26 protein-coding genes and 1 pseudogene are annotated in these 23,255 nt (G+C 45.7%); 21 read left to right on the top strand and 6 right to left on the bottom strand.

Annotated elements, in window-relative coordinates:
* Nucleotides 1-99: 99 nt before the first annotated feature.
* Entirely contained in the window at nt 100-1,722 is a 1,623-nt protein-coding gene (locus DIC78_RS04040; protein WP_106020556.1) for a M4 family metallopeptidase, read from the top strand.
* A 42-nt stretch (nt 1,723-1,764) separates the two neighbouring features.
* Here DIC78_RS04040 and DIC78_RS04035 read toward each other — a convergent pair whose 3' ends face one another.
* Nucleotides 1,765-2,619, bottom strand: coding sequence for a DegV family protein (locus DIC78_RS04035; RefSeq protein ID WP_095713640.1), 855 nt, complete (start codon nt 2,617-2,619; stop codon nt 1,765-1,767).
* Nucleotides 2,620-2,757: 138 nt separating this feature from the next.
* Between DIC78_RS04035 and DIC78_RS04030 the strand changes: the two genes are divergently transcribed.
* Entirely contained in the window at nt 2,758-3,600 is an 843-nt protein-coding gene (locus tag DIC78_RS04030; protein ID WP_024120888.1) for a YitT family protein, read from the top strand.
* 18 nt (nt 3,601-3,618) lie between these two features.
* Complete coding sequence (locus DIC78_RS04025) at nt 3,619-4,074, top strand: BsuPI-related putative proteinase inhibitor (RefSeq protein ID WP_338021172.1); 456 nt, start codon at nt 3,619-3,621, stop codon at nt 4,072-4,074.
* A gap of 31 nt (nt 4,075-4,105) precedes the next feature.
* Here DIC78_RS04025 and DIC78_RS04020 read toward each other — a convergent pair whose 3' ends face one another.
* The 3 genes from DIC78_RS04020 to DIC78_RS04015 all read right to left on the bottom strand — a co-directional run bounded on the left by DIC78_RS04020 (nt 4,106) and on the right by DIC78_RS04015 (nt 5,373).
* Entirely contained in the window at nt 4,106-4,303 is a 198-nt protein-coding gene (locus tag DIC78_RS04020; RefSeq protein ID WP_003224518.1) for a DUF3813 domain-containing protein, read from the bottom strand.
* On the bottom strand, nt 4,304-4,456 hold the full coding sequence (locus tag DIC78_RS21530; RefSeq protein WP_024120890.1) for a hypothetical protein: 153 nt from the start codon (nt 4,454-4,456) through the stop codon (nt 4,304-4,306). It lies immediately after the preceding gene.
* Nucleotides 4,457-4,560: 104 nt separating this feature from the next.
* Nucleotides 4,561-5,373, bottom strand: coding sequence for a Cof-type HAD-IIB family hydrolase (locus DIC78_RS04015; protein ID WP_024120891.1), 813 nt, complete (start codon nt 5,371-5,373; stop codon nt 4,561-4,563).
* A 119-nt stretch (nt 5,374-5,492) separates the two neighbouring features.
* On the opposite strand from DIC78_RS04015, the gene DIC78_RS04010 reads away from it, so the two are divergent.
* The 13 genes and pseudogenes from DIC78_RS04010 (at nt 5,493) to DIC78_RS03950 (ending at nt 18,766) form a co-directional block, all read left to right on the top strand.
* Nucleotides 5,493-6,260: a prolyl oligopeptidase family serine peptidase gene (locus DIC78_RS04010; protein WP_024120892.1), complete on the top strand. Its 768-nt coding sequence runs from the start codon at nt 5,493-5,495 to the stop codon at nt 6,258-6,260.
* A gap of 63 nt (nt 6,261-6,323) precedes the next feature.
* Nucleotides 6,324-6,632 (top strand): metal-sulfur cluster assembly factor, encoded by a 309-nt coding sequence (locus DIC78_RS04005; protein WP_003224525.1) that lies wholly within the window; start codon nt 6,324-6,326, stop codon nt 6,630-6,632.
* Between the two features lie 63 nt (nt 6,633-6,695).
* A complete protein-coding gene (locus DIC78_RS04000) occupies nt 6,696-6,866 on the top strand; it encodes a YqaE/Pmp3 family membrane protein (protein WP_003224527.1) in 171 nt (56 codons plus the stop codon).
* A 61-nt stretch (nt 6,867-6,927) separates the two neighbouring features.
* On the top strand, nt 6,928-8,358 hold the full coding sequence (locus DIC78_RS03995) for an FAD-binding oxidoreductase (protein WP_106020555.1): 1,431 nt from the start codon (nt 6,928-6,930) through the stop codon (nt 8,356-8,358).
* A gap of 44 nt (nt 8,359-8,402) precedes the next feature.
* Nucleotides 8,403-8,897 carry an MFS transporter gene (locus DIC78_RS03990; RefSeq protein ID WP_106020651.1) on the top strand — a complete coding sequence of 165 codons (495 nt, stop codon included), beginning with the start codon at nt 8,403-8,405 and terminating at the stop codon, nt 8,895-8,897.
* 204 nt (nt 8,898-9,101) lie between these two features.
* Nucleotides 9,102-10,139, top strand: a complete 1,038-nt coding sequence (gene argC / locus DIC78_RS03985) for an N-acetyl-gamma-glutamyl-phosphate reductase (protein ID WP_106020554.1) — start codon at nt 9,102-9,104, stop codon at nt 10,137-10,139.
* A 19-nt stretch (nt 10,140-10,158) separates the two neighbouring features.
* The gene (gene argJ, locus DIC78_RS03980; RefSeq protein ID WP_106020553.1) at nt 10,159-11,379 is read left to right on the top strand and encodes a bifunctional ornithine acetyltransferase/N-acetylglutamate synthase; all 1,221 of its coding nucleotides are present in this window, start codon (nt 10,159-10,161) and stop codon (nt 11,377-11,379) included.
* 14 nt (nt 11,380-11,393) lie between these two features.
* The gene (gene argB, locus DIC78_RS03975) at nt 11,394-12,170 is read left to right on the top strand and encodes an acetylglutamate kinase (protein WP_127695482.1); all 777 of its coding nucleotides are present in this window, start codon (nt 11,394-11,396) and stop codon (nt 12,168-12,170) included.
* Nucleotides 12,167-13,324 carry an acetylornithine transaminase gene (locus DIC78_RS03970; protein WP_127695480.1) on the top strand — a complete coding sequence of 386 codons (1,158 nt, stop codon included), beginning with the start codon at nt 12,167-12,169 and terminating at the stop codon, nt 13,322-13,324. The genes argB and DIC78_RS03970 overlap by 4 nt, the downstream gene beginning before the upstream one ends.
* A gap of 70 nt (nt 13,325-13,394) precedes the next feature.
* Complete coding sequence (locus DIC78_RS03965; RefSeq protein WP_044156409.1) at nt 13,395-14,456, top strand: carbamoyl phosphate synthase small subunit; 1,062 nt, start codon at nt 13,395-13,397, stop codon at nt 14,454-14,456.
* On the top strand, nt 14,449-17,541 hold the full coding sequence (locus DIC78_RS03960) for a carbamoyl-phosphate synthase (glutamine-hydrolyzing) large subunit (RefSeq protein ID WP_106020551.1): 3,093 nt from the start codon (nt 14,449-14,451) through the stop codon (nt 17,539-17,541). Before DIC78_RS03965 ends, DIC78_RS03960 begins: the two co-directional genes overlap by 8 nt.
* A gap of 2 nt (nt 17,542-17,543) precedes the next feature.
* Nucleotides 17,544-18,501: pseudogene (gene argF, locus DIC78_RS03955) on the top strand (ornithine carbamoyltransferase).
* Nucleotides 18,502-18,586: 85 nt separating this feature from the next.
* Entirely contained in the window at nt 18,587-18,766 is a 180-nt protein-coding gene (locus tag DIC78_RS03950) for a YjzC family protein (protein ID WP_003239319.1), read from the top strand.
* A 45-nt stretch (nt 18,767-18,811) separates the two neighbouring features.
* Here DIC78_RS03950 and DIC78_RS03945 read toward each other — a convergent pair whose 3' ends face one another.
* A complete protein-coding gene (locus tag DIC78_RS03945) occupies nt 18,812-18,997 on the bottom strand; it encodes a YjzD family protein (protein ID WP_010333727.1) in 186 nt (61 codons plus the stop codon).
* 258 nt (nt 18,998-19,255) lie between these two features.
* On the opposite strand from DIC78_RS03945, the gene DIC78_RS03940 reads away from it, so the two are divergent.
* From DIC78_RS03940 to comZ, 4 genes are all read left to right on the top strand, one after another.
* Complete coding sequence (locus DIC78_RS03940) at nt 19,256-19,993, top strand: hypothetical protein (RefSeq protein ID WP_024120901.1); 738 nt, start codon at nt 19,256-19,258, stop codon at nt 19,991-19,993.
* An 82-nt stretch (nt 19,994-20,075) separates the two neighbouring features.
* Nucleotides 20,076-20,639, top strand: coding sequence for a hypothetical protein (locus DIC78_RS03935; RefSeq protein ID WP_106022355.1), 564 nt, complete (start codon nt 20,076-20,078; stop codon nt 20,637-20,639).
* A 90-nt stretch (nt 20,640-20,729) separates the two neighbouring features.
* The gene (locus tag DIC78_RS03930) at nt 20,730-21,683 is read left to right on the top strand and encodes a BMP family ABC transporter substrate-binding protein (protein WP_024120903.1); all 954 of its coding nucleotides are present in this window, start codon (nt 20,730-20,732) and stop codon (nt 21,681-21,683) included.
* A gap of 14 nt (nt 21,684-21,697) precedes the next feature.
* Complete coding sequence (comZ, locus tag DIC78_RS03925) at nt 21,698-21,889, top strand: ComG operon transcriptional repressor ComZ (protein ID WP_127695478.1); 192 nt, start codon at nt 21,698-21,700, stop codon at nt 21,887-21,889.
* Nucleotides 21,890-21,918: 29 nt separating this feature from the next.
* Here the strand turns inward: comZ and yjzB are convergent, their stop codons facing one another.
* Complete coding sequence (gene yjzB, locus DIC78_RS03920; RefSeq protein ID WP_081638273.1) at nt 21,919-22,149, bottom strand: spore coat protein YjzB; 231 nt, start codon at nt 22,147-22,149, stop codon at nt 21,919-21,921.
* A 165-nt stretch (nt 22,150-22,314) separates the two neighbouring features.
* Here yjzB and fabH point away from each other — a divergent pair, with 165 nt between their 5' ends.
* Nucleotides 22,315-23,253: a beta-ketoacyl-ACP synthase III gene (gene fabH / locus DIC78_RS03915; protein ID WP_010333732.1), complete on the top strand. Its 939-nt coding sequence runs from the start codon at nt 22,315-22,317 to the stop codon at nt 23,251-23,253.
* The last annotated feature ends 2 nt before the right edge of the window (nt 23,254-23,255 follow it).

Below are 23,255 nucleotides of genomic sequence, written 5' to 3'. Positions count from 1 at the left end.
TTTTTCCTGAAAATAGGAACGAAGCACCACATACAAGTTTCGGTTTTTTTGTTAGGATGAACGAAAAAATAGATTCCAAAACAGGAAGGATGTGGTGTTTTGCGTACACTGTTCAAAACATCTCTGTTTATGGCCGGCTTATGCACGGCGGCTCAATGTGTTTTTGCATCAAATGCCTCAGCAGATCAAAGCATCAAATACGACCATACGTATCAAACCCCTTCATACATCATCGAAAAATCACAGCCATCATGGCAGCCAGCTCAAAACCTAACGCAGAAAGAAGCGCTATTTTCATATCTGGACAAGCAACAAACCCATTTTAAGCTCAAAGGAAACGCGAACAGACATTTTCGCATTTCAAAAACAATAAAGGATTCAAAGACAAAACAAACATTTTTTAAATTAGAGGAAGTGTATAAAGGGATTCCTGTTTACGGCTTTGGACAGGCGGTCGCGATGAAGGAAAACAAACAAGTGAAAAGTTTCTTCGGGAAGGTGCACCCGCAAATAAATGACATATCTGTCACACCGTCTGTATCTAAGAAAAAAGCCATACATACAGCGCGCCGTGCGCTTGAGGCCTCCATTGGAAAAATCGAGTATGTTGACGGAGAACCGAAAGCCGAATTATATATTTATCCGCACGAAGGCGCATATGATCTTGCCTACCTTGTAAGACTTTCGACGTCTGAACCTGAGCCTGGTTATTGGCATTATTTCATTCATGCCAAAAGCGGAAAGGTCATCGATTCTTTTAATGCCATTCATGAAGCAGCCGGTACAGGGATCGGCGTATCAGGCGAAGAAAAAAGCTTTGAAGTAACTGAACAGAATGGGCGTTATTATTTGGCTGACGAAACAAGGGGAAAAGGGATAAATACTTTTGACGCAAAGAACCTGAACGAAACCTTGTTTACCCTTTTGTCTCAATTGATCGGGTATACAGGCAGTGAAGTGGTCAGCGGCACGTCCGTATTTCATGACCCGGCGGCTGTAGATGCCCATGCAAACGCACAAACCGTTTACGACTATTACAGCCGCACGTTCGGCCGCCATTCTTTTGATCAAAACGGCGCGAGAATTACGTCTACCGTACATGTGGGAACACAGTGGAACAATGCGGCGTGGAACGGTGTGCAGATGGTGTACGGGGATGGTGACGGCGCTAGGTTTAAGCCGCTGTCCGGATCGCTCGACATTGTGGCGCATGAAATGACACACGCGGTCACCCAGTATTCCGCCGGCCTTTTATATCAGGGAGAACCCGGCGCGTTAAACGAATCCATTTCTGATATTATGGCGGCGATGACAGACCGGGATGACTGGGAAATCGGCGAGGATGTATATACGCCGGATGTACGCGGGGATGCTTTACGTTCATTAGAGGACCCTTCCAAGCAGGGGAATCCGGATCATTATTCAAACCGTTATACGGGCACAGAGGATTACGGCGGGGTGCATATTAATTCGTCGATCCACAATAAAGCGGCATATCTTCTCGCAGAAGGCGGCGTGCACCATGATGTGCGGGTTGAGGGGATCGGGCGTGAAGCTTGTGAGCAAATTTATTACCGGGCTTTGACATATTACGTAACGCCTTCTTCAGACTTCAGCATGATGAAGCAAGCGGCTATCGAAGCTGCCAATGATTTATACGGTGAAGACTCAAAGCAATCAGCTTCTGTCGAAAAGGCATATGACGCAGTCGGAATTCAATAAAAATGAAAAAACAGCCAGGGCTTTTTTAGCCTGGCTGTTTTATTATGATCTACCCAGAAAAAATATGGCCAGTGTGCCCGGCCCGGAATGGGATCCGACAGCAGAGCCGATGGAGTGCATGATGATGTCTTTCGGCTTGAACGCGTCTTCGATCAAGTGTTTCATTTCATTGGCTGTTCCTTCGTTAGCGGCATAGCTGATCCCGACGGTTTGATCGCTCCAATTGTCTCCTCGCTCTTTCATTAATTCAATAATCCGTTTGAACAGCTTTTTCTGTCCGCGGATTTTTTCAAGAGGCACAAGCTTGCCGTCCTCCATATGAAGAAGCGGTTTAATATTAAGCAGACCGCCGACAAAAGCGGACGTTTTTGAAATTCGGCCGCCCCGGGCGAGGTACGTTAAATCATCGACTGTAAAAATGTGCTCAAGCTGTGCGCAAAAGCTCTTTACAGACGTTTCAATTTCTTGTATTGTATTTCCGTTGATACAGAGTTCGCGTGCATGCCGGACGGCCAGACCGCAGCCTAATGAAGCGCATTTGGAATCAATCACCCGCAAATCAAAATCGGGGAATTCTTCCTTCACTTCATTGGCGATCATGACGGCTGTCTGATAGGTGCCGGAGAGTCCTGAGGAAAAAGCGATGTAAAGTGCGGGCTCTCCTGTTTTGGCATATTGCAAAAATACATTTTTAATTGTTTGCGGTGAGGCTTGGGACGTCTTTGGCGCTTCCCCATTTTGCATCGCTTCAAATATTTGTTCCGAATGAATCGTGACTGCATCTTCATATTCTTTGTCGCCGAGAGAAACCCTAAGCGGGATAAAGCCAATGCCGTTTTCCTCAAAATAAGAACGAGGCAGATCAGCGGCGCTGTCAGCGATGAGATGAACTGTCATTTTGCTTCCCTTCTTTCCGTTTATCGCTCGTCATCATGTGATTTAAGCCAACTATATCATATTAATTTGTCAAAATCGTGTTCAAATATTTGTTTTAAGGGAAAACATAATAAAGAAGAATGAGCGGAGGAACATGCCATGGTACTAGATCAAACAAAAAAATTACTCATCGTCATCATCGGGGCCTTACTTAATGCGGCCGGGCTGAACTTATTTCTGATTCCGGCAGATGTATATGCCAGCGGATTCACGGGTGTCGCCCAGCTTTTATCAAGCGTCGTTGACCAATATGCCCCTTTCTACATATCGACGGGAACGCTCTTGTTCCTCTTAAATATTCCGGTCGGTATTTTAGGATGGCTGAAGGTCGGCAGATCGTTTACGGTGTACAGCATTTTGAGTGTCGCACTGACCACATTGTTTATGGGAATCCTGCCGGAAATGAGACTGTCTCATGACATCCTGCTGAACGCGGTATTCGGCGGCGTGATTTCCGCGGTCGGAATCGGTTTAACATTAAAGTACGGCGCTTCGACAGGCGGCCTTGATATCGTCGCTATGGTGCTGGCCAAGTGGAAGGATAAACCCGTCGGCACGTATTTCTTTATTCTGAACGGGATTATCATTCTGACGGCAGGATTATTGCAAGGTTGGGAGAAAGCTTTATATACCCTTGTTACTTTGTATGTGACAACGAGGGTGATCGACGCGATTCATACCCGGCACATGAAGCTGACAGCAATGATTGTGACGAAAAAAGCGGACGAAATCAAAGAAGCCATTTATGGAAAAATGGTGCGGGGCATAACGACTGTCCCAGCCAAAGGAGCTTTTACAAACGAGCAGAAAGAAATGATGATTATCGTCATCACGAGGTATGAATTGTACGATTTAGAAAAAATTGTAAAAGAAGTGGACCCGAAAGCATTTACAAACATTGTCCAAACGACCGGGATTTTTGGTTTCTTTAGAAAAGACTGACGAAAGCAGGTGGAAGTCGTGAAACGGCTGCTTGTGATGCTCTTGCCTGTGGTGCTTTTAATGGGCTGCGGGAAAAATGAGCGGACAGAACCCGATAAGGAGGTATCAGGCGGAATGGAGAATCAAGAGGTTGTTTTATCTGTTGACGCAATTCAGGAGCCTGAACAAATCAAGTTTAACATGTCACTGAAGAACCAAAGCGAACGCAGTGTGGAGTTTCAATTCAGCACGGGACAAAAATTTGAACTTGTCGTGTACGATTCAGAACACAAAGAAAGATACCGTTATTCGAAAGACAAAATGTTTACACAGGCTTTTCAAAACCTGACGCTTGAACCGGGAGAAACCTATGATTTCACTGATGAGTGGAAGGAAGTACCGGAGCCGGGAACTTACGAGGTGAAGGTAACATTTAAGGGCAAAGCGGAAAATCTCAAGCAGGTTCAGTCGGTTCAGCAATTTGAAGTCAAATAAGAGGCTATGGCGAATCGCCATAGCCTTTTTTTTATTGCAATTTATCCAGTTGATCTTGAAATTGATGAAGCTGTTGACGTTCCGCATCTGTCGAATTGGCATACGCAGAAGACACAGCATTTTTGGCCCTCAGAATCGCTTGCTCCTGATCGCCTTCCTCAAAGCCGTTTGTCACCATGACAGCCTGTTGAACAAATGATTTCGCCTGCTGAAACAGTTCGTTTCTCATTTAATATTCATACTGCCTTTCAGCCGAGTCTCGTGCCGCGGCATGCTGGTGAGCTTCTTCTAAAGTAGACCGATATGGAAATCTTGCGGCGTGTTGCCCGATGGAGTCTTTACCCTGCTGAATAAACCTTTTGGATTTGCTTCGTTTACCCATTGTGAGACTGCCCCCTTCCATACTTTGACGAGATGAGTCGTCTCCCATAGTATGCTGGGGCGGGTAAAGGTTTATAAGTGGGAAAAATTAAAACACTCCGCTCTTTATATTGAGAAATATTCTTTCAAAAATTGGGCGACCCCATCTTCTTCATTGGAACCCGTCGTTTTGTCAGCGATCTGCTTGACTGCGTCAATTCCATTTCCCATGGCGACGCCGCATCCTGCAAATTCGAGCATTTCTAGGTCGTTATCTTCATCGCCAAAAGCGATGATCCGTTCTCGCGGCACGCCGTAGTAATCGCTGATTTTCTGCAAGCCAATCGCTTTGTTCATGCCGCTTTTAATAATCTCAATCACATGCCACGGGGCTGCCCATCTTCTGTGATCGATCACCTCGGCGTGCACATCTGTTAAATAAGCGCGTATGGAAGAAACATCTTCCTCTTTCGCATGGATGAGCACTGAGGTGACATCCTCACCGAGATTTTCGCGCAAATCGCCGACGGTGACATTTGTTGTGTTCATGTTAAAGGCATCAATCAGATGCTCATCATGATAATGGAAGTACACATCATCGATGACTTCAGCAAGTATATTATGTACGTTGTAGGTCTCACTGATATCCACAAGCTGTTTGACAACTTGAAGCGGCAGTGAGGTATGATACCGTCCCCAGCTGTCATCTTGCGGATGGTGGACAAACGCTCCATTGAAATTGACGATCGGCGTTGTCAGATTCATCTGCTCATAGTACATGGAACTTGAACGGTACGGCCGGCCGGTGGAGATGCAGACGTAATGTCCATCATTTTTTAGGCGCTGTATCGTTTGAAGGGTGTTTTCTGATATTGTTTTATCGTCCTTTAATAATGTTCCATCTAAATCTAATGCGATTACATAGGGTTTTGTCTCCATGAAAAGCTCCTTTAACCTAAGATTTTACGCGAGTTGCCTTAATGACAGTGTAGCTTTTTACCATCTTTATTGTCTACATGTTACACTTATGATTATGGTTATCCTAAGGAGGGGACATTGTGATTCAAATTGAAAATCAGACCGTTTCCGGCATTCCGTTTTTACATATTGTAAAAGAAGAGAACCGGCACCGTGCTGTTCCTCTTGTTTTCTTTATACATGGCTTTGCAAGCGCAAAGGAACACAACCTTCATATTGCTTATCTGCTTGCGGAGAAGGGCTTTAGAGCCGTTCTGCCGGAGGCTCTGCACCATGGTGAACGGGGAGAGCAAATGGCTGTTGAAAAGCTGGCCGGCCATTTCTGGGACATCGTGCTAAACGAGATTGAAGAGCTTGAAGTACTCAAGAACCATTTTGAGAAGGAAGGCCTGATAGAAGGCGGCCGTATCGGGCTTGCGGGTACATCAATGGGCGGCATTACAACGCTTGGCGCCTTAACGGTTTATGACTGGGTACAAGCCGGCGTCAGCCTGATGGGAAGCCCGAATTATGTCGAGCTGTTTCAGCAGCAGATCGACCACATCAAATCTCAGGGCATCGATATCGATGTGCCGGAGGAAAGGGTGCGGGAGCTCATGGAGCGCCTTAAAGTGCTGGATCTCAGCCTTCAGCCGGAGAAACTTCGCCAGCGCCCGCTTTTATTTTGGCATGGTGTTAAAGATCAAGTCGTGCCTTACGCGCCGACCCGGAAATTTTATGACACGATTAAATCTTATTACAGCGAGCAGCCGGAACATCTCCAGTTCATTGCGGATGAAAGAGCCGATCACAAAGTGCCGCGGGCCGCTGTGTTAAAAACCGTTGAATGGTTTGAAACGCATTTATAAAGCACAAAGGTGTAAACACAGGCCGGATTTACGTTATACTGTAGAAAAAAGGAGTGAGGGAACGTGGAAGAAGCATTAAAAGAAAACATTATGGGCGCCCTGGAACAGGTTGTCGACCCTGAGCTTGGCGTTGATATCGTAAACCTCGGGTTAGTATACGATGTTGATATGGATGAAGACGGCTTAACGCACGTCACAATGACACTGACGTCAATGGGATGCCCTTTAGCACCGATAATTGTGGATGAAGTGAAAAAAGCGCTTGCGGACATTCCGGAAGTGAAAGAGACGGAAGTTCACATTGTGTGGAATCCGCCGTGGACTCGGGACAAAATGTCAAGATATGCAAAAATCGCGCTTGGCATACAATAAAACAAAAGAGGACAGCCTTACTGTGAGGCTGTCCTTTTTACAGCTGAAAAGGAGTGAAGCAAAATGATGTACCTGCTTGCCGTTCTATGTCCGCCGCTTGCTGTTTTGTTTACGGGAAAGCCGTTTCAGGCCCTGCTCAATCTCATATTGACATGCATCTTTTGGCTGCCGGGCGCCATTCACGCTTGTTTTATCGTGGCTGACCGCCGCGCTGAAAAACGGGCAAGACGATAATCTGGAAAAAAGAGGACGCAAACATGGTATAATGGCCATAAAAAACAGCAGGGAGAGCGCCATGAAAAAGAAATTGCTTGCATTCGCGCTGTGCACCGGTGCGTATGCGGCCCTGTTTGCGTACTCTGTTCACTCAGAGCAAAAAAGCGGCTCCAGCGAGATGACCGATGTCAGCCGCTTGATGCCGGTGAAAATTAAGCAGACGGTGAAAGGGCAGGAAGAAAATAACCTCATTGACACAGTCAAAGAGGCCAATCGAAAAAACATAAAAATCTCAATAGCCGGAACCCAGCATTCGATGGGCGGCCATACATATTACGAGGACGGCATCGTTCTGGACATGACAGGCTACAACAAAATCCTCGCTTTCGATAAAGAGAAAAAAACCATCAGGGTCCAAAGCGGGGCGACGTGGAATGACATACAGAAATACGTAAATCCATACGGGCTTGCGGTAAAAGTCATGCAGTCACAAAATATTTTTACAATCGGAGGATCTCTCAGCGCCAATGCCCACGGGCGTGATATCCGCTATGGATCGCTGATTGATACAGTCAAATCATTCCGTCTTTTAAAAGCCGACGGCACAATTGTCACTGTCACTCCAAAAGATGACTTATTTTCAGCAGTCATCGGCGGGTACGGTCTTTTTGGCGTGATTCTCGATGCTGAGCTTGAATTAACGGATGACGAGCTGTACGTCATGCAGACGGAAAAAATGAACTACAGTACATACGCTGACTATTTTACAAAGCATGTCAAAGGCAATCCCGGTGTCCGTATGCACCTCGCTCGCATCTCAACAGCAGAAAAGGGATTTCTGAAAGACATGTATGTCACAAATTACGTATTATCAGACGAGCAGGATCAGCTGACATCTTACAGCGATCTCAAAGAGGATGAGCATACACAGGTGACGAAATTCGCGCTCGGCCTGTCAAGAAGGTACGGGTGGGGCAGAAACTGGCTGTGGAATACCCAGCAATCCTATTTTCTAAGCCAAAATGGAACAAAGATCTCACGCAATAACGTCATGCGGTCAGAATCAAAATTTCTCGAATACGAAAATAATGAAAATACAGACGTGCTGCAGGAATACTTTGTGCCGGTGAAGGAGTACGCTTCCTATATTGATGACCTGAGACAAACGCTGTCACACGAAGACCTGAATCTGCTTAATATCACGATCCGGTATGTGCAAAAAAACGAAAAAGCTGACCTGTCTTATGCGAAGGATGATATGTTTTCGCTCGTGCTTTTAATCAACGAGGGCTTTTCAAAAGAAGACCAGGCTGACGCTGCCAAGATCATCAGGCGCATGACAGACGTTGCGCTCAAACACGGAGGAAGCTATTATCTGCCGTATATGACATATCAGACAAAAGCGCAAATGAGACAGGCGTATCCGAAAAGCGAAGCGTTTTTTCAGAAAAAAAAGACGTATGATCCGGATGAGCGGTTTATGAATTACTTTTATCAGAGGTATAAATAATGGGGAAAAACAAATTAAAATGGCTGACACTTTCACAAAGTAGCGTGTTTTTCGCAAGCAGTTTAATCTTTCCGTTTTATATTCTGTTTGTGAAGAATATCGGCTCAAGCTACACGCAGTTCGGGTTTTCCTACGGATTATTCGGACTGAGCGGAGCGCTCATTTACCCGCTCCTCGGCCGGCTTTCTGAAAGGATCGACAGCCGCTATTATCTGCTTGCGAACTCATGGGGCATGGCGGTTCTGCTTTTGTATGTCCCGCATGTTAACAGCGTTCTTCAAGTGTACATCGTGCAAGTGCTGTTAGGTCTCTTTGGGGCGATGCAAAAACACGGAGAAAAAGTATTAATCGCCGACTTTACAGACACCGGGGAACGCGGAAAAAAGATTGGGAATTATCATTTTTGGACCGCTGTTTTTTCAGCATCTGCCATTATGCTCGGCGGTTTTCTCGCCGACTTTTTTACGGTGCAAATGATTTTTTATACAAGCTCTATTCTATATTTTCTGAGCGGATTGATGATGATGAAAACAGGCTGACACGGTCAGCCTGTTTTTTTATACAGCTGCAAATGGCGCCGTACCAACAACTTGAAGCGGTATCTGCCTGCTTTTTAAGAGCCGGTTTTTTTATTGAACAGAAAATTTATAAATGAATAAAAATATTAAATATACGATTGAATTAATTTTTATTCATGTTATAATGTTAAATAATTTCACAAAGACCAAGAAGGTGAATTCGTTTTGAAAATAGGAATTGTAGGCGCTACGGGTTATGGAGGCGCCGAACTTGTCAGGATTCTTACACATCATCCTCATACAGAAGAATGTATACTTTATTCATCCAGCGGGGAAGGAAATGTCTATAGTAATGCTTACCCTCATCTTACCGGCTTGGCTGAGCAGAGGCTGAAGCCCATTGATATGAATACAATCAAACAGGAAATCGATGTCATGTTTCTTGCTGCGCCCCCGGGAGTATCAAGTGAACTGACTCCGCAGCTTGCAGAGGCGGGAATTTCGGTTATTGATCTGTCAGGTGATCTGAGGATCCAAGAGCCTGCTGTATATGAAAAGTGGTATAAACGGACAGCGGCACCAAAAGAAACAATTCAAGAGGCAGTTTACGGTCTTTCGGAGCTGAATCAAAGGAACATTCAGCAGGCGAAGCTCATCGCCAATCCGGGGTGTTTCCCGACGGCTGTACTGCTAGGCCTCGCGCCTCTGGCTCAAAAAAAGCTGCTTGATGAATCGTTCGTTATCGTTGATGCGAAAACAGGTGTTTCCGGTGCGGGGAGGAAAGCATCCATGGGAACCCATTTTTCTGAGCTTAACGACAATTTTAAAATTTATAAAGTAAATGAACATCAGCACACCCCTGAGATTGAACAGACTTTAAAAGAATGGCAGCCAGAGTTGAAGGCTATTACATTTTCTGCTCACTTGGTTCCGATGACAAGGGGAATCATGGCGACAATGTATACGCAATTAACATCTGACCTATCTGCAGAAGATCTGCACGATTTATATTCGGAATTTTACCAAGATTCATATTTTGTGAGAGTGAGGCCAAAGGGTCATTACCCGCAAACGAAGGAAGTGTTCGGCAGCAATTTCTGCGATGTATCCGTTACCCTCGACGAAAGAACGAACAGGGTCACGATCGTATCGGTAATTGATAATCTGATGAAGGGTGCCGCTGGGCAGGCAGTACAAAATTTCAATATCATGAATGGCTGGAACGAAGAGACAGGTCTTACCATGACACCAATTTATCCATAGAACAGGAGAGAATCGAACCATGATTCAGTTGAGTGAAGATCAAATAGTGAAAGTAAAAGGCGATGTATCCTCGCCAAAAGGATTTCAGGCAAAGGGCGTGCATTGCGGGCTGCGCTACTCGAAAAAAGACCTTGGCGTCATCATCAGCGAGACACCGGCAGTGAGCGCGGCAGTTTATACGCAAAGCCACTTTCAGGCGGCTCCGATTAAAGTCACACAGGACAGCTTAAAGCATGGATCAGCTCTGAAAGCAGTCATTGTCAACAGCGCCATTGCCAATGCTTGTACAGGGGAACAGGGCTTAGAGGATGCATACAAAATGCGGGAGAGCCTCGCTTTACAGCTGGGCATTGAGCCGGAGCTTGTCGCCGTTTCTTCAACTGGTGTCATCGGCGAACATTTAAATATGGAAAACATTCAGACCGGCATCGAGCTTTTGAAAGAAACGCCTGCGGGATCTGGAGATTTCGAGGAAGCGATTTTAACGACAGATACCGTCATCAAGCAAACGTGCTATGAACTGACAATCGGCGGTCAAAAAGTCACCATCGGCGGAGCGGCTAAAGGCTCCGGAATGATTCACCCAAACATGGCAACGATGCTGGGGTTTGTGACAACAGACGCGGCAATCGAAGAAAAAACGCTGCAAAAAGCGCTCCGCGACATCACTGACGTCTCTTTTAATCAAATTACAGTTGACGGAGAAACCTCCACCAATGACATGGTATTGGTCATGGCAAATGGCTGCGCGGAAAATGAGTGCCTTACGGAAGATCATAAAGACTGGCCGCTCTTTAAAAAAGCGCTTCTTATGGCTTGCGAAGATTTGGCTAAGGAGATTGCCAGAGACGGAGAAGGCGCGACAAAACTAATCGAAGCCCAAGTAAAAGGGGCGAAAAACAATCTTGATGCAAACGTAATTGCCAAGAAAATTGTCGGGTCGAACCTCGTAAAAACCGCTGTATACGGAACAGACGCGAACTGGGGGCGCATTATCGGGGCTATCGGGCACAGCGCGGCTCAGGTGAAGGCTGAAGAAGTAGAGGTTTATCTCGGGGGCCAATGCCTGTTTAAAAACAACGAGCCTCAGCCATTCTCTGAATCTCTCGCGAAAGAATATCTTGAAGGAGACGAGATTGCCATTGTCATCAAGATGCATGAAGGAGACGGGAACGGAAGAGCATGGGGCTGTGATCTGACCTATGATTATATCAAAATTAATGCGAGCTATCGCACGTAATAAAGGGGAGCACAATGAAGAAAACAATCGTTTTTAAATGCGGGGGAAGTGTCATCCGTGAGCTGTCGGAAGAATTTTTTCAAAACCTGAAAGAATTGATGGAGTCAGGATGGAAATTGGCAATCGTGCACGGCGGCGGACCGGAAATCACACATATGCTGAAACGGTTAAACATCAAAACAGAATTTGCAGGCGGACAGCGGAAAACAACCAAACCGGTATTGGAAGTCGCTGAAATGGTACTGTCCGGCTCAGTGAATAAATTTTTCGTTGCCGAGCTTGCAAAACACGGGCTCCGGGCTGCGGGAGTGTCCGGCAAGGATGGAGGCCTTCTCGAAGCAGACTATCTTGATCCGGACACATACGGGGAAGTCGGAGAAATTAAAAAAGTTAATGCCTCTATGGTAAACGCGCTGATGGATGAAGGCATCATTCCGGTAATTGCGCCCCTGTCTTTGACGAGCGATTACAAAACACTGAATGTCAATGCTGATCTTGCAGCTTCGGCAGTCGCCGGGGCGCTGAAAGCCGATAAGCTGATGTTCGTCACAGACGTGGAAGGAATTATGAAGGAAAAACAGCGTCTCGACATCCTGACCCCTGAGGAAATTCAGACTCTCATTAAACAGGAAGTGATCACAGGCGGGATGATACCAAAGGTCCATTCAGCCTTGTCAGCATTATCGGATCAAGTATCAGAAGTGATGATCGTAAATGGAAAAGGATCGTTTTTCTCAGATCAAACATTTCAAGGAACAAAAATCGTCAAAGCAAAGGAGGCTGTTTCATGAGCAGCTTGTTTCAAACCTACGGACGGTGGAACATTGAGATAAAGAAAGCGAAGGGAACTTGCGTTGAGGATCAAAACGGCAAAACATACCTCGATTTCATTCAAGGGATTGCGGTTTCCAACCTAGGCCACTGCCATGAAGCGGTCACAGAAGCGGTCAAAAAACAGCTCGACAGCGTATGGCACGTATCCAATCTGTTTGAAAACAGTCTTCAGGAGCAAGCGGCACAGCAGTTAGCAGCAAACAGTGCCGGAGATCTCGTTTTTTTCTGCAACAGCGGAGCGGAAGCGAATGAAGGCGCGATTAAGCTGGCGCGAAAAGCAACTGGAAAAACGAAAATCATCACATTTCTTCAATCATTCCACGGCCGCACTTATGCAGGGATGGCAGCTACCGGACAGGATAAAATCAAAACAGGCTTCGGCCCGATGCTGGAAGGCTTTCACTACCTCCCGTACAATGATCCTGACGCTTTTGATGCTCTTGGGGAGGAAGACGGCATAGCCGCGGTAATGCTTGAGACCGTACAGGGAGAAGGCGGAGTCAATCCGGCCAGTGCAGAATTTTTAACAGCCGTACAGTCGTTTTGCAAGGAAAAGCAGGCGCTTCTGATCGTAGATGAAATTCAGACCGGTATTGGACGGACAGGAAAAGGCTTCGCATACGAACACTTCGGCCTCTCACCTGATATCATCACAGCTGCAAAAGGATTAGGGAACGGTTTTCCAGTCGGTGCGGTAATCGGCAAGAAAGAGCTGGGAGCAGCGTTTACTCCTGGATCTCACGGAACGACTTTCGGAGGGAATATGCTGGCGATGGCCGCCGTCAATGCAACATTGCAGGTTGTATTCCAGCCTTACTTTCTGCAAGAGGCTGCTGATAAGGGTGCGTTTTTGAAAGAACAGCTGGAGGCTGAACTGAAGAGTCCTTTTGTGAGGCAAATCCGCGGCAAAGGATTAATGCTTGGAATTGAGTGTGATGGGCCGGTTGCAGACATCATTGCTGAATTGCAGACATTAGGCTTGCTCGTACTGCCGGCCGGACCGAACGTGATTCGTCTGCTGCCGCCGCTCACCGTGACAAAGGATGAAATAACAGAAGCCGTCAGCAAGCTGAAACAAGCGATTGCTCAGTATTCCGCTGTCAATCTGTAATTTTTTTTCGGTATAAAAGCATAAAAATTCATTTTTATAATTAATTATTCATCAAGAGGTGGGCTTTTAGATGGAAGGTTATTTAGTATTAGAAGATGGAACAGTGTTCAGCGGAGAACTGGACGGACATGAAAACTGCACGGGCGAAGCTGTGTTTTTCACAGGAATGACGGGTTATCAGGAAGTGCTGACAGACCCGTCATACAAAGGACAGATTATCGTATTTACGTACCCGCTGATCGGCAACTACGGCATTAATGAAAACGACTTTGAAAGCAAAAAACCGCAAGTGAAAGCAGCGGTTGTTTACGAGGCGTGCGATCATTTTTCTCATCATGAAGCGGTATACAGTCTTAAGGAATATCTGAAAAAATGGAACATCCCGCTCTTGTCCCATGTCGATACGAGGGCTGTCGTCAAAAAAATCCGCGCGAACGGAACGATGGGGGCGTCTGTCACTGCCTCTAAAGAAGCGGCTGAGATTGCCCTGCAGCCTGAGAACGTCGCAGAACAGGCGTCCGCACAGGACATCAGCACAATCGGCGAAGGGAATAAACATATCGCTCTCATTGACTTTGGCTATAAAAAATCAATTGCATCATCACTCGTGAAACGAGGCTGCAAGGTCACAGTTATACCGTATCAGCAAATGGAATCGGTTTACGGCATAAAGCCCGACGGTGTCGTGTTATCCAACGGACCCGGAGATCCGAAAGCCATTACACCGTATATGGAACAAATCAAAAACATTGTCAGCCGCTTTCCGACACTCGGCATATGTCTCGGCCACCAGCTGATTGCGCTCGCTTTCGGCGGAAATACGTTTAAGCTGCCGTTCGGACACAGGGGCGCAAACCATCCGGTCATCGACCGTGAAACGAAGCGGGTGTTCATGACCAGCCAAAATCACAGCTATGTGGTTGATGAAAAATCGATTAATCAAGAAGAGCTGACGATCAGATTCCACCATGTCAATGACACGTCAGTTGAAGGGCTTTCCCATAAAAAGCTGCCTGTCATGAGTGTGCAATTCCACCCGGAAGCCCATCCCGGGCCGGCGGAAAGCGAATGGATTTTTGATGATTATTTAAAGAATGTGATACCAGCAAGGAGAGAAATCGCCCATGCCTAAAGACACCAGTATTTCAAGCATATTAGTAATCGGCTCAGGCCCGATCATCATCGGCCAGGCGGCAGAATTTGATTATTCAGGCACTCAAGGTTGCATCGCGCTCAAGGAAGAAGGCTATCGGGTTATTCTCGTCAACAACAACCCAGCAACAATTATGACCGATGAAGCTTTCGCGGATGACATTTATTTTGAACCGCTGACGGTAGAAAGCCTGACAGACATTATTAAGAAAGAAAAGCCCGACGGACTTCTGGCCAATTTAGGCGGGCAGACTGCACTGAATCTTGCGGTTGAACTTGAAGAAGCGGGTATTTTAAAGGCGCACGGCGTCAAACTTCTGGGTACATCCGTTGATACAATACAAAAAGGAGAGGACCGGGAAAAATTTCGTTCTTTAATGAACGAGCTGAATCAGCCAGTTCCAGAAAGCGAAATTGTCGATAACGAAACAGATGCCCTTCGTTTTGCGGAATCCATCGGCTTTCCTGTCATTATCCGGCCTGCTTACACGTTAGGCGGAAAAGGCGGGGGCATCGCGCCCACGAAAGAAGCATTTGCCGCCATGATCAGGCAAGCGCTCCTGGCTAGCCCGATCAATCAATGCCTGGTAGAAAAGAGCATTGCCGGCTTTAAAGAAATTGAATATGAAGTGATGCGCGACAGCAACAACACATGCATTACCGTCTGTAATATGGAAAACATCGATCCGGTCGGTGTGCATACAGGCGATTCGATCGTAGTGGCGCCTTCACAAACATTAACTGATGAAGACTATCAAATGCTCCGGACGGCAAGTCTGACGATCATTTCGGCACTTGATGTCGTAGGCGGCTGCAACATTCAGTTTGCGCTTGATCCGTTCAGCAAGCAATACTACGTCATTGAAGTGAATCCGCGTGTGAGCCGTTCATCTGCTCTCGCGTCAAAAGCAACAGGTTATCCCATTGCGAAAATGGCTGCGAAATTGGCGGTCGGATACACGCTTGACGAATTAAAAAACCCGCTTACAGGCTCCACTTATGCGAGCTTCGAACCGGCATTGGACTATGTCATCGTCAAGTTTCCGCGCTGGCCGTTTGATAAATTCAAAAACGCGGACCGCAAGCTCGGCACAAAAATGAAAGCCACCGGAGAAGTGATGGCGATTGAACGTAATGTAGAAGCGGCGCTCCAAAAGGCGGCAGCCTCCCTTGAGCTGAAAAACGTCGGCACGCATCTGCCGGAGCTCGGCGGCTTATCAATTGAAGCGCTCTGGGAGCTGGCAATCACACCTGACGATCGAAGATTTTTCGTTGTGATGGAGCTGTTAAGCCGAAGCATATCAATAGAAGAAATCCATGCAAAAACAAAAATCGACCCGTTTTTCCTTCACACCTTTAACAATATCATCAAGCTGGAAAATCAGATCATGGAAGCGGGGAGCGACCTTTCTTTTGATTTATTGAAAAAGGCAAAGGAAAAAGGGTTTTCAGACGCAACGATTGCCTCGCTTATCGGCAAGACAGAGGCAGAGGTGCGCGCTCTTCGCAAAGAGAAGGGGATTACGCCTTCCTTCAAAATTGTTGATACTTGCGCAGCTGAGTTTGATGCGAAAACCAACTATTTTTACTCCACGTATTTCGGAGAAACCGATGGAGACATCAGCCGCAAAGAGAAAAAGCGCGCGCTGATTATCGGCTCAGGACCGATTCGCATCGGGCAGGGCGTTGAATTCGATTACAGTGCTGTTCATGGGGTGTTAACGCTGCAAAAGCTTGGATTCGAAACGATTATGATTAATAACAACCCGGAAACCGTGAGCACAGATTATGAAATTGCGGACCGCCTGTATTTTGAACCGCTGACAACGGAGCACATATTAAACGTGGCGGAGCAGGAAAACATTGACTTTGCGATCGTGCAGTTCGGCGGCCAAACCGCGATCAATGCTGCTGAAGCGCTCGAAAAAGCCGGAATCACGCTTCTCGGCACATCGTTTGAAACGCTTGACGTGTTAGAGGATCGCGATCAATTTTATCAGCTTCTTGATGAACTCGGATTGCAGCACGCTAAAGGAGAAATTGCTTATACAAAAGAAGAGGCTGCAGAGAAAGCAGACGGCATCGGCTATCCGGTATTAATCCGTCCTTCTTATGTCATTGGCGGAATGGGCATGATCATCGTTGAATCGGAAGCTGCGCTTTCTCAGCTGCTGGACGGAGAAGACAGCATGCCGTACCCCATTTTAATTGATCAGTACGTGTCAGGAAAAGAAGTCGAAATTGATCTGATTTCCGATGGTGAAGAAGTCTTTATCCCGACATATACCGAACATATTGAGCGGGCGGGCGTCCACTCAGGAGACAGCTTCGCCATTCTCCCGGGGCCTTCCGTCACAAACAAGCTGCAGCAGGGAATAAAAGATGCTGCTCAAAAAATTGCCCAAAAGCTTTCATTTAAAGGTATTATGAACATCCAATTTGTGATCGATAACGAAACCATTCTCGTCCTTGAAGTGAACCCGAGAGCGAGCCGTACAGTTCCGGTCGTCAGCAAAGTCATGGGCGTCCCGATGATTCCGCTCGCCACAAGGCTGCTGGCGGGGGCATCTCTAAAAGATGTAAACCCGGCAGTTCAAAATCACCACGGCGTTGCTGTAAAGTTCCCGGTCTTTTCCTCACATGCGATTCAAGATATAGATGTCAAGCTTGGACCGGAGATGAAATCGACAGGAGAAGGCATGTGTGTTGCATACGACGCCGACAGCGCCTTGAAAAAAATCTACACGCGTGTTTGGAATCAAAAAGGAAGCATTTATTTGCAAAACGGACCGGAAGATTTGAAGACATTAGCGGAAAACGCCGGCTTTACGGTTCATGAAGGCACATTCGCCTCATGGATGGAACAGGATGAAAAAGCGCTCCATATCCATTTGAATGGCTCTGAAGAAGCACGCAAAGAGCGTTTGGAAGCCATGACACACGGCATTACCGTCTTTACTGAAGAGGAAACCGTACGGGCGTTTTTGCAAAGCGGATCAGGCAGTCCGCACCCTGTTTCCCTCAGAGATCTTTATAAAAAGGAAGTGGCATCATGCACACAGTGAATATGGGAGAAATGCAAACCAATCTATTCGGAAAAGACCTATTAACGCTAAAAGATCTCAGTGAACAGGATATCAGCGCGTTGCTTGCTGAAGCCAGTGAACTGAAACAAAACAAGATTCAGCCTATTTTTCAAGGCAAAACCCTTGCGATGATTTTTGAAAAATCATCCACACGGACACGTGTTTCATTTGAGGCCGGCATGGCGCAACTTGGCGGAAATGCCCTCTTTTTAAGCCAGAAAGATCTGCAGCTGGGCCGCGGTGAAACTGTGGCTGACACGGCAAAAGTGCTCTCGGGCTATGTAGATGCAATCATGATCCGGACCTTCGAGCATGAAAAGGTGGAGGAGCTTGCTGAACACGCTGATATTCCGGTCATCAACGGGCTTACTGATAAATATCATCCTTGCCAGGCGCTGGCGGACCTATTGACGATCAAGGAAATCAAAGGCGATCTCAAAGGTGTGAAAGTCGCATATATCGGTGACGGAAATAATGTGGCGCACTCCCTGATGATCGGCTGCGCAAAAATGGGCTGTGATATCTCGATTGCTTCGCCTAAGGGATACGAAGTGTTAGACGAAGCGGCGGAAGCAGCCAAAGCATTTGCCCTTCAATCCGGTGCTTCCATTACACTTACAGCTGATCCGATTGAAGCCGTAAAAAATGCGGACGTCATTTATTCAGATGTATTCACAAGCATGGGACAGGAAGCGGAAGAACAAGAGCGTCTCGCAGTCTTCGCGCCTTACCAGGTGAATGCATCGCTTGTCAGCCATGCTAAACCTGACTATACATTTTTGCACTGTCTTCCTGCACACCGTGAAGAAGAAGTGACGGCAGAGATTATTGACGGTCCGAATTCCGCTGTATTCCAGCAGGCCGAAAACCGTCTCCATGTGCAAAAAGCGCTGTTAAAGGCGATCCTTTACAAAGGGGAATAACCGAAAAAACTGCTGAGCCGGGTCTCAGCAGTTTTTTTATGGAAACATATTCACACCCGCTTAGGCGCATACTACACGAAAAAGGAAAAGGAGGAAAAACAGTGGGACAGCAGCATCAATTCCGGCCCGGGCAGAAAGCGCCCAACAACGGCATCTACGTAGAAATCGGCGAGACGGGGAGTATGGTCAAAAACCCGCAAAAGGTCCATCTGTCAGCAGGAGATATGTTTCCTGAAACATCTAATCACAACCGCCTGTGGACGTATAAAAGAAAACCGTGATCACGAAAAAACCCAAAACAATACATGTTTTGGGTTTTTGGCTTATTAATGCTGGCTGGCATTGTTGTTCATAGGCATGATTGCTGCTAGCGCCATGATCAGCACATATAAAACGACAGCAATTACGGATGATGTTGTGAAGTTATACGCTACACTGTTCATGCTGGCAATCAAATAGCATGCCATATGCGATAAAAGGAACGTCCAAATAAAAGCAATAATAAATCGCACGTTTCCACCTCGTCCTTCTCATTCTATTCTAGAAGTTATCATACCATACATAAAGCGAAGGGGGAATCTAATTTTAGAAGAAAGTGAGGTGACAAAAGAGTCTGATTCGTCACATTTTTAATGGTAAAATATAAAAAATAAATATCGTCAATTGGTATAATAGCCAAAAGATAGAAAGGCTAGGACTTTACCTTATTCGTTTCTTTTCTTTTTACATAAGATAGCGTGAGATGACGTGTGAAAGGAGGCGGGCAAGCGATGGGAATAACGGAAAGGTATTTTCAATTGGGAACGGAGCATAACGTGATTCATCTGCCCTATCGTCCGAACGGCTTTGGCATCTTTGTCCTCGGGGACAGAACCCACTTTGTCGGTAATGATTCAAGTTTTTGGCTTCAGCATTATGGCAGAAATCAGCTTTTAAATATGCTGAGGGACGAAGGCTATACCATTTTTAACAGCAATCTGTTCGGAAGGCACTGGGGCGCGGAAAAAGCGGTCACCTATGCCAAACAGCTGATACATTTCGTGTTGAAGCAGGAAATACTCAATCCGAAGATTCATATTTTAGCAGAAGGGATGGGCGCTCTCGTGGCCGATGAACTGCTTCGTTTTTCCCCGGATCATATCCGATCAGCCGCGATGTTGAATCCTTGTCTCGATCTTCAGGCACATTATGAATCAGAAAAAGAAAATAAATTTTTCTATAAACAATTTTTGAAAGAGGTATCGGAAAGCTACGAAATCTCCGAAAAAGAAGCGGCTTCACTCCGTTATAAAACAATCGAAAGCTATCCGAGCAGCGTACCAGTTCATATATGGCAGCGGATGACCGGAGCGCCGTATCCGTACAGCCTGCATGCGGAAGTATTTAAGGAAAAGCAGCAGCAAAACCAAGGCTGTCCGGTTGACATAACATTTCATTTATTTGAGCACCCAAGCAGGATCTATGCATCAATCTGCAAATTCTTTCACAGGCATGAAAAAGAGTTATAAAGAATACAATAACAATAGCCTTCTCTTTTGCGGAGGCTGTTTTGCTTTGGATAAATGAAAAACCGGAAGGGCGGCAGATGAAATGGAATCAACGCTGATTGTAGGGGCGGATGAATTTTTCGGCCTTTCTTTATGCGAGCGAATGATGGATGAAGGCATATACGTCGATGTCGTTTTGGCTGAAACAGATGATGAAAACAGACAAATGTACTTAGAAGAAAGACTCATGTGGCTTGGAAGAAACGAACACTTTCGGCAGCTTGAGCACATTGAGGGTCAAAAGTATGATACAATTTGTATCCAATATGACTGCGGCTTTTTGCCTTTGGACCAATATAAATCCGCTTATGTATTGGTATACGAACAAGACCGAAAAGAGTGGGAGAAACGTGAAAAGACAGGTTCAGAAAAAGCGGTGATCCTTCCTAAAATGTATGGGCCGTGGAAAGAAGAACAGGAGGAAGAGGGCTTTTATACAGAAGATGTAGCTGACGAGCTGTTGAGATTCCTGTTTGAGCCCGGCCGTGATACCGGCAAAGATTGCATTTTTGATTTGCAAGTCACGAAAAAAACTTCAAAAGATGAAGCGAAAACAAAAATTCTCGAGTGGAAAAGACAATTTTCATCAATTTTCGACAAATATTAAGAAAAACCTTCCATGTTTCGAGTTTTCTAGATACAATAAACGTATCATTTTAATACATGTGATAGCTTGTCAAAAGGAGTTGAACATGACTTGATCACAAGGCTTGTCATGATCTTTTCTGTCCTCCTTTTATTAAGCGGATGTGGACAAACTCCGTTTAAAGGAAAAATTGAGAAGGTCGGCATGCTCTTTCCTGATACGATTAATGACCTCGTATGGGGCACAAAAGGGTATAAAGGATTACTGAATATACAATCTAAATACAATGTGGACGTCTACTATAAAGAAGGCGTAAAAACAGATGAAGATATTATAAATGCGATTGAAGATTTTCATAAGCGCGGCGTCAATCTCCTCTTTGGCCATGGAAGTGAGTATGAAGAAGTATTTAACTTGGTCAGTGAAGACTATCCGGATATGCAGTTTGTGATTTCAAATGCAAAAGCAAAAGCGGACAATGTCACAAGCGTCCATCTCAGCGGGGAAGCAATCGGCTTTTTCGGCGGAATGACCGCTGCCCATATGTCAAAAACCAATCAGGTCGGCGTCATCGCTTCTTTTTCATGGCAGCCAGAAGTGGACGGCTTTATAAAAGGGGCTAAGTACGAAAATCCTAATATAGAAGTGAATACAAAATATACGGATCACTGGGATGATGATTCGACTGCGGTGAACCTTTATCAAAAAATGAAGAACGAAGGCGCGGATGTTGTGTATCCTGCCGGAGACGGGTATAATGTTCCTGTCATTCAGCAAATCAAAAAAGACGGCCTATATGCGATCGGCTATGTCACAGATCAATCCGATCTTGGCGAAAACACCGTGTTAACCAGCACGGTGCAAAATGTGGACAAGGCCTATGAAATTATAGCTGAGCAATTCGACAAAGGGACTTTAAAAGGCGGCGATCACTATTACGATCTGAAAAGCCGAGTTGTCGAAATGGGAACCTTCAGTCCGCTTGTGGACAAAGCTTTTCAGAAAAAAATCGCCAAACTGGTCAAAACATATAACAAAACAGGTGAACTGCCAAAAAACGAGTAACGGGGTGACTTTACATGCAGCACGAAAAATCACTTGAGTTTCTGCAAATAGCAATGAAATATCTGCCTGAAGCGAAAGAGCAGCTTGAAAAATCAGGAATAGAGCTGTCGATGGAGGCCATTCAGCCGTTTATGAATTTATTTACAACGGTAATGACGGAAGCCTATGAGCTGGGTAAATCCGACGCGAAATCTGAAACCGAATAAGAAGAAGCCACTTTCTCGAAAGTGGCTTTTCACATGATTTTCTTTTTAATAGCGGATACCATAGGCGCGAGTTCCTTCAGAGCGGGCTTGATTTGATCGAGAGAGTTCATAATCGAACCGATTTGGTTCATAATATACATGTAATCAATCGTCTCTTCTTCGTTTGTCGGGGAAACCTCCTCCTCCTGCACTTCTTCTTTTTCTGTTTTTTGTTTGGCGTTATCGCCGAACATCATTTTTGAAAACACATCCACCTGCATACGCCTCCTTTTCCATATACCATACTCTATGAGTAAGATGAACCGATAGTTTAGACGAATATATTGCCATGTGAAAAAAAATAAGATAGAATTAGTACCTGATACTAATAATTGATCATAACCTGATTGATCTTCTAAATTAACTATATAAAGGAGTCTTCCCTTATGAAAGCTGGAATACTTGGAGTTGGACGTTATATCCCTGAGAAGGTTTTAACAAATCATGATTTAGAAAAAATGGTTGAAACTTCTGACGAGTGGATTCGTACAAGAACAGGAATAGAAGAAAGAAGAATTGCCGCTGATGACGTATATTCATCACATATGGCTGTTGCAGCAGCGAAAAAAGCGCTGGAACAAGCTGAAGTGTCCGCTGAGGATCTCGATATGATTCTCGTTGCGACTGTCACACCTGATCAGTCATTTCCTACAGTTTCTTGTATGATTCAAGAACAGCTCGGCGCAAAGAAAGCATGTGCCATGGATATCAGCGCGGCTTGTGCAGGCTTTATGTACGGGGTTGTAACGGGTAAACAATTTATTGAATCCGGAACTTATAAGCATGTCCTTGTTGTCGGTGTAGAAAAGCTCTCAAGCATTACAGACTGGGAAGACCGCAACACAGCCGTTCTGTTTGGTGACGGAGCGGGCGCTGCGGTAGTCGGGCCAGTCAGTGATGACAGAGGAATTCTTTCATTTGAACTAGGAGCAGACGGCACAGGCGGTCAGCACTTGTATCTGAATGAAAAAGGACATACAATCATGAATGGACGTGAAGTTTTCAAATTTGCGGTCCGCCAAATGGGTGAATCATGCGTAAATGTCATTGAAAAAGCCGGACTCTCAAAAGAGGACGTCGACTTTTTGATTCCGCATCAGGCGAACATCCGCATCATGGAAGCTGCACGTGAGCGTTTAGAGCTTCCTGTCGAAAAGATGTCTAAAACTGTTCATAAATATGGAAACACTTCTGCCGCATCCATTCCTATTTCTCTAGTAGAAGAATTGGAAGCCGGTAAAATCAAAGATGGCGATGTGATCGTCATGGTAGGATTCGGCGGAGGATTAACTTGGGGCGCCATTGCAATCCGCTGGGGCCGATAAAA

Origin of the sequence: Bacillus halotolerans, assembly GCF_004006435.1 — a bacterium.
In the GTDB taxonomy this organism is placed as follows: Bacteria; Bacillota; Bacilli; order Bacillales; family Bacillaceae; genus Bacillus; species Bacillus halotolerans.
The sequence above is the reverse complement of the archived record's forward strand: the minus strand, read 5'-3'. Positions and strand labels throughout refer to the sequence as shown.

What these genes read in the sequence shown, in the direction of transcription:
- DIC78_RS04015 (WP_024120891.1), bottom strand. Translation starts at nt 5,373, where the DNA reads ATGGAGACAAAACCCTATGTAATCGCATTAGATTTAGATGGAACATTA.
- DIC78_RS03965 (WP_044156409.1), top strand. Translation starts at nt 13,395, where the DNA reads ATGGAAGGTTATTTAGTATTAGAAGATGGAACAGTGTTCAGCGGAGAA.
- DIC78_RS03940 (WP_024120901.1), top strand. Translation starts at nt 19,256, where the DNA reads ATGGGAATAACGGAAAGGTATTTTCAATTGGGAACGGAGCATAACGTG.
- DIC78_RS03995 (WP_106020555.1), top strand. Translation starts at nt 6,928, where the DNA reads ATGAAAAAGAAATTGCTTGCATTCGCGCTGTGCACCGGTGCGTATGCG.
- DIC78_RS04030 (WP_024120888.1), top strand. Translation starts at nt 2,758, where the DNA reads ATGGTACTAGATCAAACAAAAAAATTACTCATCGTCATCATCGGGGCC.
- DIC78_RS04020 (WP_003224518.1), bottom strand. Translation starts at nt 4,303, where the DNA reads ATGAGAAACGAACTGTTTCAGCAGGCGAAATCATTTGTTCAACAGGCT.
- fabH (WP_010333732.1), top strand. Translation starts at nt 22,315, where the DNA reads ATGAAAGCTGGAATACTTGGAGTTGGACGTTATATCCCTGAGAAGGTT.
- DIC78_RS04000 (WP_003224527.1), top strand. Translation starts at nt 6,696, where the DNA reads ATGATGTACCTGCTTGCCGTTCTATGTCCGCCGCTTGCTGTTTTGTTT.
- DIC78_RS03935 (WP_106022355.1), top strand. Translation starts at nt 20,076, where the DNA reads ATGGAATCAACGCTGATTGTAGGGGCGGATGAATTTTTCGGCCTTTCT.
- DIC78_RS21530 (WP_024120890.1), bottom strand. Translation starts at nt 4,456, where the DNA reads ATGGGTAAACGAAGCAAATCCAAAAGGTTTATTCAGCAGGGTAAAGAC.
- argB (WP_127695482.1), top strand. Translation starts at nt 11,394, where the DNA reads ATGAAGAAAACAATCGTTTTTAAATGCGGGGGAAGTGTCATCCGTGAG.
- DIC78_RS04035 (WP_095713640.1), bottom strand. Translation starts at nt 2,619, where the DNA reads ATGACAGTTCATCTCATCGCTGACAGCGCCGCTGATCTGCCTCGTTCT.
- yjzB (WP_081638273.1), bottom strand. Translation starts at nt 22,149, where the DNA reads ATGCAGGTGGATGTGTTTTCAAAAATGATGTTCGGCGATAACGCCAAA.
- argJ (WP_106020553.1), top strand. Translation starts at nt 10,159, where the DNA reads ATGATTCAGTTGAGTGAAGATCAAATAGTGAAAGTAAAAGGCGATGTA.
- comZ (WP_127695478.1), top strand. Translation starts at nt 21,698, where the DNA reads ATGCAGCACGAAAAATCACTTGAGTTTCTGCAAATAGCAATGAAATAT.
- DIC78_RS03960 (WP_106020551.1), top strand. Translation starts at nt 14,449, where the DNA reads ATGCCTAAAGACACCAGTATTTCAAGCATATTAGTAATCGGCTCAGGC.
- DIC78_RS03970 (WP_127695480.1), top strand. Translation starts at nt 12,167, where the DNA reads ATGAGCAGCTTGTTTCAAACCTACGGACGGTGGAACATTGAGATAAAG.